Raw genomic sequence first — 11,718 nt, forward strand, 5'->3', positions numbered from 1 at the left:
ACAAGCCAATCGCCAGTAAAATGCGCCGCGCAAACTGGAATAGAGACTTCTTCCATGAGCTCTTTACTCATATGCGATAGCCCTGCCCACGAGGGGGGAGATTGGCTGTCGTGGAAGGTTTCGCCAATCGCCGACGTTGCAGAATAATCGCCGGAGCAAGCGGCCAGGGTAATCTCCCCCCGTGTGGGGGAGATGTCCGGCAGGACAGAGGGGCGCGCGAAGGGGCGCCGGCATCTAACAGAAGGGGGGCGCGAAGGGCGCCGTCGTCTAATTGCCGTAGCGCAGCACCATCTCGCTCGTCAGCGCCTCGCCCTCGCTCATGTAGCGCTCGATTGCCTGCACCGCCGATTCGGTGCAGGTCGAATAGATCGCGGCGAAGGAGCGGTAGCCGTGGTTGAAGCTTGCCACCAGCTTGGCCCGGCGCTCTTCGGACGGCGCTTCCGACTTGAGCAGCGCCTCCATCTGCGTGCGCCAGCCCCCGTCTTCCTCGCCGCACATGCGGCGCAGATAGTGGATCGAGCCCAGCACCTCGGCAAGCCGCATGAGCTGACGGTCGTAGGGCGCCTCGACGGCCGACGCCGGCGCGGCGAGGACGGCGGCGAGGAAAAGCGTGGCTGCAGCGAACGGCTTCGACGACGGTCTCATGTCCTTTTGTCGCCGGGAAAGCGGAAGAGCGCAAGACGCATGCTATTGCTCCAAGGCAATCGCATAAGGTTATCTTTGCCGGCTTCGCCGGAACCCCCACCCTCAATCCCTCCCCTCAAGGGGGAGGGAGGCAGGCCGAGCCCTCCATCGTCCCCCTCCCCCTTCGACAAGCTCAGGATGGGGGTACCATCAAGGACTCAGAACCCCCGGCTATTTCCCGGCGTCGGCGGCCATATCCTTGGCGACAGCCAGCGTGCTCGCGGTGATCGGCAGGTCGCGCATCTCCTCGACCGTGTACCAGCCTATATGGTCGGCGTCGTCGCCGGCAACGGGCGTCCCGCTTGCCTGGAGCACGCGGTAGACCTTGAGCCGGTATCGCCGCCCGCCGTCACCGTCGATCGTCATTTCGCATAGGGGGGCGATTTCGCCCGCTATGAGCCCCGTTTCCTCGCGCAGTTCGCGCCGCGCCGTTTCCTCGTCGCTCTCGCCGGCCTCCACGCGCCCGCCGGGAAAGGCGAACAGCCCGCGCGAGGGCGCGCCCCCGCGCCGGACCAGCAGAAAGCGGCCGTCCCGCATGGCCGCCACTGAAACGGCGTGGATATCCTCACCGGCCATCGTTGCATCCTCCGCGCATGACCTTACCTTACCCGCAGCCCCCGGCGTGGCAACGCCGTCCCGGACCAATGGCCTTGGAGGCAGGATAAAAAATGTGCGGACGCTTTGCGCTGACGGACAGGCCGGAGGGTGTGGAGGCGCTCTTCGGCGTCGACGTCGAGGACTTCCCGCCGCGCTACAATATCGCCCCCACGCAGCCGGTCCTGATGGTCGTCGGCGGCGCGGCGCGCCCGCAAGGCTCCAACCTGCCGGACCGGCGGGCGCTGCTCGTGCGCTGGGGCTTCATTCCCTCCTGGGCCAAGAACCCGAAGGATATGCCGCTTCTCATCAACGCCCGCTCGGAGACGGCGGCCGGGAAGGCGGCCTTCCGCGCCGCCATGCGGCATCGCCGCGCCCTGCTGCCGGCATCGGGTTTCTACGAATGGCGGCGCGGCGGCAAGGGGCGCGCGCAGGCCTATTGGGTGCGCCCGCGCTCCGGCGGCCTCATCGCCTTCGCCGGGCTGATGGAGACCTATTCGGAGCCCGGCGGCAGCGAGATCGACACCGGCGCCATCCTGACCACGGCGGCCAGCCGAGACCTCGCCGACATCCACCACCGCATGCCGGCCGTCATCCGGCCGGAACATTTTTCCCGCTGGCTCGACTGCGTGCGCTCCGAGCCGCGCGACGTGGCGGATTTGCTGGCGCCGGTGGAGGAGGGGTTCTTCGAGGTGACCCCGGTTTCGGGCAAGGTGAACAAGGTGGCCAATACGGGGCCGGAGGTGCAGGAGCGGGTTGAGCCGGAGGTGATTGAGGAGGAGGTCGCGGAACGGGCGGAGCAGTTGCGGCTGTTTTGAAGCTTTTCCAAAAACATGGCGCCCCTTCGCGCCCTCCTGTGTCCTGCCGGACATCTCCCCCACGAGGGGGAGATTACCCTGGCCGCTTGCTCCGGCACCTATTCTGCAACGTTGACGATTGGCGAAAGCCATTGTGACGGCCAATCTCCCCCCGTGTGGGGGAGATGTCCGGCCCTTCGACAAAGCTCAGGACAGAGGGGGGCGCGAAGGGGCGCCGGCATTCCCGAGCCCCACTGGCCCTATGCCTCGCCGCTTCTGCCTGTTGCAAGCACTGCCGGCCTCGGGCAAATCGCCATCCATGGACGACGCGCTCTATTCCCCCTTCCTGGCCGGCCTTTTCCTCGGCGGTTCGTTGATCATCGCCATCGGCGCGCAGAATGCCTTCATCCTGCGCCAGGGCCTCTTGCGCCAGCACGTCTTCATCCTGTGCCTTATCTGTTCGCTCTCCGACGCCGTGCTGATTGCGGCGGGCGTGGCGGGGCTCGGCACGCTGGTGGCCCGTTCGCCGGTCATGATCTCGGTGGTCACCCTCGGCGGCGCGGTCTTCCTTTTCGCCTATGCCGTCATGGCCTTTCGCCGGGCGCTGCACCCCGATGCGCTGCATGCGGCGAAAGGCGGGGCGAAGGGGCTGAAGGCGGCGGTCGCCACCTGCCTTGCCTTCACCTTCCTCAACCCGCACGTCTATCTCGACACGGTGCTTCTGGTGGGGTCCTTGTCCGGCGCCTATCGAGGCGCGGCACGCACGAGCTTCGCCGCGGGCGCCGTCGCGGCATCTTTCCTGTGGTTCTACGGGCTTGGCTACGGCGCCCGGCTCCTGCAGCCGGTGTTCGCCCGGCCACGCGCCTGGCGCGTGCTCGACAGCCTGATCGGCCTGGTGATGGCCGCGTTGGGCCTAAGCCTCCTCGCGCGCTTCGTATAGGCGCTTGGGCTCATCCTTCTTCTTCGGCTTGCCCTTGCACAAAAGCGCGGCGTTGATGGCGGCAGGGCCGACCTTTCGGTATTGGTCGACGAGCTGCTTCTTCTTCGCGGGTATCTGTTCCACGGTGTCGGCTTTCTCTTGCCTGGCTTTGTCTGTGGCCATTGTTCTTGCCTGGGTTACACGTCCCTTCCGGTCGCAGGTGGGTACTGATTCCGACATATTCATGTCTTTCGCGCCCTAAACACCCGACGCCGGGGACCGGTTCATAAAATTGCGGTAACAAACTTAATAGTTCCTTCACACTGTGTGGCCGTTGCGCCACATGTCTAATGGTTCCAAACGGATGGGTACCATCCGTTGGGTCGGACCACGGGCAATCTGCGTGCTTGACGAGGGCGGGCGTGAAGGCGATAAGGACGACCATGAAAACGCCGTTCGCCACCACCGGCATTTGCATTATCGGCTAGCGCCTCCCGCTGGTCCGGTCGTTTTCGCCTTTTCTTGCCCGACACGAAAAACGCCCAGGCCAGCAGGCCGAGGGTTCCGCTTGCGTTGCGCAAGTGCAAGTGTTCGAGATGATTGGGCGAGATGACGGGGCGAGATGAGGGGATTGAAGATGCCTGACGGGTTCAAGGGGCTGCGGATCTACAACACGCTGACGCGGCGGAAGGAGGATTTCGTTCCGCTCGATGCCGCCAATGTGCGGGTCTATGTCTGCGGCCCGACCGTCTACGACTTCGCCCATATCGGCAATGCGCGGCCGGTAATCGTCTTCGACGTGCTGTTCCGCCTGCTGCGCCATCTTTACGGCGAGGATGGCGTCACCTACGTGCGCAACATCACCGACGTCGACGACAAGATCAACGCCCGCGCGCTGCGCGACTACGGCGCCGAGATCGAGGCAGGCAGGCTCTCCCTCAACGAGGCGATCCGCCGCGTGACGGAGAAGACGGCCGGGCAGTTCCACGCGGATGTGGCGGCGCTCGGCTGCCTGCCGCCCAGCGTGGAGCCGCGCGCCACGGAGTTTGTGCTGCCGCGCGCCGACGGCAAGACCGACATGGTGGACCTGATTCAACGCCTCATCGACCGCGGCCATGCCTATGAAGCGAAAGGCGAAATCCTTTTCGACACGGCCTCCATGCCGGACTATGGCTCCCTCTCCAAGCGCAAGTTGGAAGACCAGCAGGCCGGCGCCCGCGTGGCGGTGGAGGCGCACAAGAAGAACCCGGCCGATTTCGTCCTGTGGAAGGAATCGTCGGCTGATGAGCCCGGCTGGGAGGCGACCTTCTCCGTCGACGGCAAAGAGCTGGCCATCCGCGGCCGCCCCGGCTGGCATATCGAGTGCTCGGCCATGTCGGCCGCCTATCTCGGCGAGGTCTTCGACATCCACGGCGGCGGGCTCGATCTCATCTTCCCGCACCACGAGAACGAGATCGCCCAGTCGCGCTGCGCCCACGGCACCGAGACGATGGCCAATTACTGGATGCACAACGGTTTCCTGCAGGTGGAGGGCAAGAAGATGGCGAAGTCGGAGGGCAACTTCGTCACCATCCACGACCTTCTGGCGACGGAGAACTTCGGCGGCCGCAAATGGCCGGGCGAGGTGCTGCGGCTGGCCATGCTGATGACGCACTACCGCGAGCCGATCGACTTCTCCCAGCGCAAGCTGGAGGAAGCCGAAGCCGTGCTCGACGGCTGGTACCGCGCGGTGGGCGGCGCCGACGCGGCCGGCGCCAACCGCGCCGATACGCTCGCCCCCCTGCTCGACGACCTGAACACCACCGAGGCCATCGCCGCCCTGCACGACCTGCGGGCGCAGGCGGCGAAGGGGAGCAATGGGGCGAAAGCGGGGCTGAAGGCGGGTGCGGCGCTGCTTGGGCTCCTGGAAAAGACGGAGGAGGAGTGGTTTTCCGGCAAGGCCGCGGGTGCTGAGGTCGATGCGGCCGCGGTGGAAGCCGATATCGCCCAGCGCCTCGCCTTCATCCGCGAGAAGAACTTCGCGGAGGCGGACCGGATACGGGAGGAATTGTCGGGTCGGGGTGTTCAACTCATGGACTACAAGGACCCGGAGACGGGTGAGCGCAGGACGCGGTGGGAGACGAGACGGTGAGGGTTCACGCGGACATGTCGGCAGGACAGAGGGGGGCAACGTAGGGCGCTAACGTTTCCCACTTGCCTCGGGGGTCGCTGATGCCGCACACGCCGCTTCCTCCGAAAAATCGCAACCGAGCAAAATCAATGCGCCGGGCCTTGACCGAGGCTGAGTTGAAACTCTGGAATGAAGTGCGCGCCCATCGCTTGGCTGGGCTGGGTTTTCGACGCCAGGTACCGGTTGCGGGATATATTGTTGATTTTGCTTGCTCGACGAAGCGACTGATCGTCGAAGTCGATGGTTCGCAGCACGGCGAGCATGAAGAGAGGCGTGTCGATGCGGCGCGGACGAAGCGCCTTGAAGCCGACGGCTGGACCATCCTGCGCTTCTGGAACGGCGACATCCTGCGCGACATCGACAACGTCTGCCGCCATATCGTGACGGCCGCAGGACAGAGGAGGAGGCAACCATGAGCCTTGACAACGAACCCCACTACACCGGCGGCTGCCAGTGCGGCGCCGTGCGCTTCCGCGTCGAAGGCGCGGTTGGCGAAGGTTCCATCTGCCACTGCCGCATGTGCCAGAAGGCCTTCGGCGGCTTCTATGCGCCCCTGGTCTCGGTGAGCCATGCGAAGCTGCAATGGACCCGCGGCGAGCCAAGCCGCTTCCAGTCGTCGAACCACGTCAAACGCGGCTTCTGCGCGCGCTGCGGCACGCCGCTCACTTTCGAAGCGCCGGACGGGCCGGCGCTCGCCATCGGCGCCTTCGATCATCCGGAGGAGGTCGTGCCCGTCGTCCAGTGGGGCATCGAGGGCAAATTGCCCTATGTCGACACGCTTCACACCTTGCCGGGGCACGACACCATGGAGGACACGCCGGCGGCGAGCTATCTCGCCGACCTCGTCTCCTACCAGCACCCCGACCACGACACAGAGAAATGGCCCCAGGAGGAACGCCGATGAGTGCCCGGCCGATCACCGGCGGCTGCCAGTGCGGCGCCGTCCGCTACGCGCTGCACAAGGAGCCGCATAACCCGCACATCTGCCACTGCCGCATGTGCCAGAAGGCCTTCGGCTCCTATTTCGCGCCGCTCGCCGGCGTGCCGATGGAGGCGTTCGAGGTGACGCGCGGCACGATCGCCATCTTCAAAAGCTCGGATCTGGTGGAGCGCGGCTTCTGCCGCGACTGCGGTACGCCGCTCACCTTCCGCTATGCCGAGGGAACCAGCCACATCAGCATCGCGCTCGGCTCGCTGGATCACCCTGAGCGCGTGAAGCCGGCGCGGCAGGTCGGAAGCGAGGGGCGGATGCCGTGGTTTGCCGAACTCGCCGAACTGGAGAGCACCGCCACCGAGGAGACCGATCCGCCCGAACTGCTGGACAGGATACGACACACCAACCATCAGCATCCGGACCACGACACCAAGCAGTGGCCGCCGGAAGGACACTGACGAACAAGGAACGCGCGCAGCCGGTGCTTGCATGAAAAAAGAACGCATCTACCTCTTCGACACCACCCTGCGCGACGGGCAGCAGACGCCGGGCGTCGATTTTTCCGTCGAGGACAAGATCGCCATCGCCGGCCTGCTCGATCAATTCGGCGTCGATTATGTCGAGGGCGGCTATCCCGGCGCCAACCCGACCGATACCGCCTTCTTTGCCGAAAAGCGCACCAGCCGTTCGGCTTTCGTCGCCTTCGGCATGACCAAGCGCGCCGGCGTCTCGGCTTCCAACGACCCCGGCCTGGCCGCCCTCGTGCAGTCCAGGAGCGATGCCATATGCTTCGTCGCCAAGAGCTGGGACTATCACGTGCGCCTGGCGCTCGGCGCGACGAACGAGGAGAACTTGGAATCGATCCGCGCCTCCGTCGAGGCCGCAAGCGCCGCCGGCAAGGAGGCGATGGTCGATTGCGAGCATTTCTTCGACGGCTACAAGGCCAACCCGGACTATGCGCTGGCCTGCGCCAGGGCGGCCTACGAGGCGGGCAGCCGCTGGGTGGTCCTGTGCGACACCAACGGCGGCACGCAGCCCGGCGAAATCCGCGACATCGTGAGAGCCGTGATCGCCGCCGGCATTCCCGGCGACCATCTCGGCATCCACGCCCATGACGATACCGGCCAGGCGGTCGCCAACTCGCTGGCCGCGGTGGAGGCGGGGGTGCGCCAGGTCCAGGGCACGCTGAACGGCATCGGCGAGCGCTGCGGCAACGCCAATCTGATCACGCTGATCCCCACGCTCATGCTGAAGCCCGCCTATGCGGACCGCTTCGAGACCGGCATTTCGCGCGAGGCGCTTAAGGACATCTCCCGCCTCTCGCACGCCTTCGACGAGCTTTTGAACCGTGCGCCCAACGCCCAGGCGCCCTATGTCGGCGCTTCCGCCTTCGCCACCAAGGCCGGCATCCATGCTTCGGCCATCCTCAAGGAGCCGGAGACCTACGAGCACGTGCCGCCGGAAGCCGTCGGCAACACCCGGCGCGTCATGGTCTCGGACCAGGGCGGCAAGTCCAACTTCATCGCCGAACTGAAGCGGCGCGGCGTCAAGGTCGACAAGGCCGACCCGCGCCTCGACACCCTCGTCGCGCTCGTCAAGGAGCGCGAGGCGATAGGCTATGCCTATGAGGGCGCGGATGCGAGCTTCGAACTGCTCGCCCGGCGCACACTGGGCAGCGTGCCGGAGTTCTTCAAGGTCGACAGCTTCCGCTGCATGGTCGAGCGCCGCTTCGACGCCATGGGCAATTTGAAGACCGTATCGGAGGCCGTCGTGCGGGTGACCGTCGACGGTGAGACGCTGCTTTCGGTCGCCGAGGGTCACGGACCTGTCAACGCGCTCGACATCGCGCTCAGGAAGGACCTCGGCAAGTATCAGAGCGAGATCGCCGACCTGGGGCTGGCGGACTACAAGGTGCGCATCTTGAACGGCGGCACGGAGGCGGTGACCCGCGTGCTCATCGAATCGCACGATTCCACCGGCGCGCGCTGGTGGACGGTCGGCGTCTCCGACAACATCATCGACGCCTCCTTCCAGGCATTGATGGATTCCATCGTCTACAAGCTGGTGAAGAACCGAGAAGGGGCCGGCCTCGCGGCCGAATAGGATATGGCTGAAACGGTCACGGCTCCCCAGCCCGCCGGCGACGATGAATCGCTGCGCGGCTTCCTCTTCGCCCTCTCGGCCTATCTCCTGTGGGGCATGCTGCCTTTCTTCATTAAGGCGGTGGCGCATATTCCGGCGAGCGAGGTGGTGGCGCATCGCGTCGTCTGGTCGGTGCCGATCGCCGGCGTCGTGCTCCTCCTGCTGCGCCGCACGGCCGACATCCGGCGGGCCCTCGGCTCGCCGCGCACGCTGGCGATGGCGGCGCTGACGGCGACGGTGATCGCCGTGAACTGGGGCGTCTATGTCTGGGCCGTCGGCGCCGGCCGCGCCGTCGAGACCGCGCTCGGCTACTATATCAACCCGCTGGTCTCGATCGCGCTGGCGGCGATCTTCCTGCGCGAGAAGCTGAGCGCGATGCAGATGGCCGCCGTCGGGCTCGCCGCGCTGGCGGTGGTCGTGCTGACGGTCGATGCGGGCGGGCTCCCCTGGGTGTCGCTGGTGCTCGCCTTCTCCTTCGCCACCTACGGCTTCCTGCGCAAGACGCTGCCCGTCGGCCCCAGCCAGGGGTTCTTCCTCGAAGTGCTGATCCTCGGCATCCCGGCACTCGGCTACATCGCCTGGGGAGAGTGGACGGGGGAGGGGCATTTCCGCCTTGCGGGAGCGGCGGATACCTGGCTGCTCTTGGCCTGCGGGCCGATTACAGCGGTGCCGCTCATCTTCTACGCTTTCGGGGCCAAGCTCCTGCGCTACTCCACTATCGGCATCATGCAGTACATCGCGCCGACCATGATCTTCCTCATCGCCGTCTTCGCCTTCAAGGAGCCCTTTGGCGGCGTGCGCGCCATCGCTTTCGCCCTCATCTGGTCGGCGCTGGTGATCTACACGTGGCCGATGCTCAGGGCGCGCTTGCGTCAGAGGCGGCCGATGATGGCCGGGTCGCCTTCCGAATAGGCGCCGGTGCGGGTCAGCGCCGGCACGATGTCCTCGGCGCGGTCGATGACCAACGGCCGCACCCGCTCTTCGGAATGGATGAAGCCTTCCGCCTTCATGTGCGAGAGGAGCGAGAGCATCGGCCCCCAGAAGCCGCCGAAATTGGCGAAGACGATGGGCTTCTCGTGCCGCCCGAGCTGCGCCCATGTCATGATCTCGACGATCTCCTCCAACGTGCCGATGCCGCCGGGCAGCGCCACGAAGGCGTCCGAACGGTCGAACATAAGGTGCTTGCGCTGGTGCATGTCCTCGGTGAGGATAAGGTCGTCGAGCCTGTCGAGCGACGACCCCGGCGCCTCCCTGTTGATAAGGAAGCGCGGGATGATGCCTGTCACCGCGCCGCCCTCCTCCAGGCAGCCGGTGGCGACGGCATTCATGATGCCGGTGGCGCCGGCGCCGTAGACGAGCCGCAAGCCGGCGCGCGCCAGGTCGTTGCCGAGTTTGCGCCCGGCCTCGATGAAGCTGCCGTCGCGGCCCGTGGACGACCCGCAGTAGACGCAGACGGATGTGATCGTGCTCATGCCTTCATTGGTGATTGCACGGCCGAGTCGGGTCAAGATGGAAATGACTCCGGAGTGGTTTTCCCGGTCGGGACGGCCGCCGCGGGCTTTTCCTTGTAGGCCCTGGAAAAACAGGATAGACCGCTCAAAATAGGGGCCAAGGGATCGGGTTTGATGGCGATTACTCCGCTCAAGGTGCTGCTTTTCCTCGCCGGAATGGTCGTTTTCGGCGTGGGCACCGCCTATTTTGCCGGCGCATTCGATCCGGCGGCGCGAGAAGACGGCGAAATGGCAGCCGCGCTCGACGCTGGAGATGCGGATGCCGGGGCATCGTCGTCGCAGCGCGGCGACAGGGCCTCCACCGGCACGGAGGCACCCGAGGAGGCGGAGAAAGACGCGGCCGCGCCGAAGCTGGAGAGGGTGGTGGTTCCCTCCTTCGACGTTCTGCGCGTCGAGCCCGACGGCTCCGTGGTCGTCGCCGGCAGGGCCGCCCCCGGCGCCGAGGTGGAAGTCCTCAGCGGCTCCACGCTTCTGGCCACGACCGAGGCCGGGCCATCGGGTGATTTTGCCGCCGTGCTCGATCAGGCGCTGACGCCGGGAGAGCACAACATCGTGCTGCGCGCCACGACTTCCGACAAAGTAGCCGCCACCTCCGCCGAGACGGCCATCGTATCCATCCCGTCCGCCGGCAACGGGGAGGTCGTCGCCCTGGTGCAGCAGCCGGGCCAGCCGAGCCGCCTGATCACCGCGCCGGACGCCGATGCGCCGGCTGGCGATGCGCCGCCCGAGGCCGCGCAAGGCGCCGAAGCGGAGGGCGAACCGGCGCAAGCGCAGGCGCCTTCCGAGGAACAGGCCGCGGCACTTGGCGGCGGCGAGGACGCCGGCGAAGCCGAAGAGACGACAGAGCGGTTGGCGGACGCGACCGGCGACCGGTCCGGCGAGGAAGCCCCCGCCGAAGAGCGCGCCGACCCGGCATCCGAAGCCCCGACAGCCGAGGCCCCGACAGCCGAGGCCAAGACGGACGAAGGGACCGGAACGTCCGCCCCCGCGCAGGAGGGGCAGGACGCGCCGGCACGGGCCGCTGAGGCCGAGGCATCCGCGCAGGCCGCCGAGGCCGGCCGTTCCGGGCAGGAGGAGCCGGCCGCCGCCGACGCCTCGGCCTTCATCGAGGCGGTCGAGATCGACGGGCGGCAGGTGTTCGTGGCCGGCAGGGCCGAGCCCGGCCGCAATGTGCGCGTTTATGCCAACGACGTGCTGCTCGGCCAGGCGACAGTCAATCCTGACGGGAGCTTCCTTGTCGAGACCGAACGCGATCTGCCGGTGGGCGACTATATCGTGCGCGCCGACGTTCTCGGCGACGACGGCGCCAGCGTGATCGCCCGCGCCGCCGTCCCCTTCCAGCGGGAGGAAGGCGAAAAGATCGCCGCCGTGGCGCCCGACCCGGCCAGGAGGGCACGGCCGGACGCCGAGGCCGAAATGCCGGACACCGGAACGGCCGACGACACATCCGACAGCCCCGCGGCCGCGGACGGCGATCGGCGGCCGGCCGAAGCCGGGGAGGGTGGAGAGGATGCGGCGCAGGGCACCGGCGAGACCGCCGGGATGGCGCCGCCGCTCGAACCGGTCGACGGCGCCGTCATCATCCGCCGCGGCGACACGCTGTGGCACATCTCCCGCCGCGTCTATGGGCACGGCATCCGCTACACCACCATCTACCTCGCCAACCAGGACCAGATCCGCGATCCCGACCGCATCTGGCCGGGGCAGATCTTCGCCCTTCCCGAAAGGACCGAACAAGGCGAGGAAGCCGACCTTGGCGCCATTGGCGACCAGGCCGTCTCGCCGGAGGAAAGGGCGCCGGACGAGGAGGGGTAGGGTAGCCTGCGAAATGCCGGCGCCCCTTCGCGCCCCCCCTCTGTCCTGCCGGACATCTCCCCCGCGAGGGCAGGGGAATCGCATATCAGTATTTTCTTTATTGCCAAGAAGGTTTGGATGGATTCTTGAGAGGCTTTCCGATTCGCGAGGAA

At 66.7% G+C, this 11,718-nt stretch carries 13 protein-coding genes; 9 read left to right on the top strand and 4 right to left on the bottom strand.

Features of this window, described 5'->3' with window-relative positions; genetic code table 11:
* Positions 1-267 precede the first annotated feature (267 nt).
* Both GM910_RS26075 and GM910_RS26080 read right to left on the bottom strand, forming a co-directional pair.
* Positions 268-645, bottom strand: coding sequence for a TIGR02301 family protein (locus GM910_RS26075; RefSeq protein WP_159593678.1), 378 nt, complete (start codon positions 643-645; stop codon positions 268-270).
* Positions 646-855: 210 nt separating this feature from the next.
* Complete coding sequence (locus GM910_RS26080; protein WP_159593680.1) at positions 856-1,260, bottom strand: NUDIX hydrolase; 405 nt, start codon at positions 1,258-1,260, stop codon at positions 856-858.
* 92 nt (positions 1,261-1,352) lie between these two features.
* Between GM910_RS26080 and GM910_RS26085 the strand changes: the two genes are divergently transcribed.
* Positions 1,353-2,096: an SOS response-associated peptidase gene (locus GM910_RS26085; RefSeq protein ID WP_159593682.1), complete on the top strand. Its 744-nt coding sequence runs from the start codon at positions 1,353-1,355 to the stop codon at positions 2,094-2,096.
* 298 nt (positions 2,097-2,394) lie between these two features.
* On the top strand, positions 2,395-3,015 hold the full coding sequence (locus GM910_RS26090) for a LysE/ArgO family amino acid transporter (protein WP_159593684.1): 621 nt from the start codon (positions 2,395-2,397) through the stop codon (positions 3,013-3,015).
* Here GM910_RS26090 and GM910_RS26095 read toward each other — a convergent pair.
* Positions 2,989-3,177: a hypothetical protein gene (locus GM910_RS26095; protein WP_159593686.1), complete on the bottom strand. Its 189-nt coding sequence runs from the start codon at positions 3,175-3,177 to the stop codon at positions 2,989-2,991. The two genes, GM910_RS26090 and GM910_RS26095, sit on opposite strands and share 27 nt — an antisense overlap.
* 454 nt (positions 3,178-3,631) lie before the next feature.
* On the opposite strand from GM910_RS26095, the gene cysS reads away from it, so the two are divergent.
* The 6 genes from cysS (at position 3,632) to rarD (ending at position 9,152) form a co-directional block, all read left to right on the top strand.
* On the top strand, positions 3,632-5,125 hold the full coding sequence (gene cysS / locus GM910_RS26100; protein WP_159593688.1) for a cysteine--tRNA ligase: 1,494 nt from the start codon (positions 3,632-3,634) through the stop codon (positions 5,123-5,125).
* 80 nt (positions 5,126-5,205) lie between these two features.
* The gene (locus GM910_RS26105; protein WP_159593690.1) at positions 5,206-5,580 is read left to right on the top strand and encodes an endonuclease domain-containing protein; all 375 of its coding nucleotides are present in this window, start codon (positions 5,206-5,208) and stop codon (positions 5,578-5,580) included.
* Positions 5,577-6,068, top strand: coding sequence for a GFA family protein (locus GM910_RS26110; RefSeq protein WP_159593692.1), 492 nt, complete (start codon positions 5,577-5,579; stop codon positions 6,066-6,068). Before GM910_RS26105 ends, GM910_RS26110 begins: the two co-directional genes overlap by 4 nt.
* A complete protein-coding gene (locus GM910_RS26115; RefSeq protein ID WP_159593694.1) occupies positions 6,065-6,556 on the top strand; it encodes a GFA family protein in 492 nt (163 codons plus the stop codon). The genes GM910_RS26110 and GM910_RS26115 overlap by 4 nt, the downstream gene beginning before the upstream one ends.
* A gap of 31 nt (positions 6,557-6,587) precedes the next feature.
* Positions 6,588-8,201 carry a citramalate synthase gene (cimA, locus tag GM910_RS26120; RefSeq protein ID WP_159593696.1) on the top strand — a complete coding sequence of 538 codons (1,614 nt, stop codon included), beginning with the start codon at positions 6,588-6,590 and terminating at the stop codon, positions 8,199-8,201.
* Positions 8,202-8,204: 3 nt separating this feature from the next.
* Positions 8,205-9,152 (top strand): EamA family transporter RarD, encoded by a 948-nt coding sequence (gene rarD, locus GM910_RS26125; RefSeq protein WP_159593698.1) that lies wholly within the window; start codon positions 8,205-8,207, stop codon positions 9,150-9,152.
* On the opposite strand, the gene GM910_RS26130 is transcribed toward rarD, so the two are convergent.
* On the bottom strand, positions 9,113-9,712 hold the full coding sequence (locus GM910_RS26130; RefSeq protein WP_159593700.1) for an LOG family protein: 600 nt from the start codon (positions 9,710-9,712) through the stop codon (positions 9,113-9,115). The genes rarD and GM910_RS26130 overlap by 40 nt on opposite strands.
* A 153-nt stretch (positions 9,713-9,865) precedes the next feature.
* Between GM910_RS26130 and GM910_RS26135 the strand changes: the two genes are divergently transcribed.
* Positions 9,866-11,566 (top strand): LysM peptidoglycan-binding domain-containing protein, encoded by a 1,701-nt coding sequence (locus GM910_RS26135; RefSeq protein ID WP_159593702.1) that lies wholly within the window; start codon positions 9,866-9,868, stop codon positions 11,564-11,566.
* The last annotated feature ends 152 nt before the right edge of the window (positions 11,567-11,718 follow it).

It is taken from the genome of Chelativorans xinjiangensis, assembly GCF_009812055.1.
GTDB classification, from domain to species: Bacteria; Pseudomonadota; Alphaproteobacteria; order Rhizobiales; family Rhizobiaceae; genus Chelativorans; species Chelativorans xinjiangense.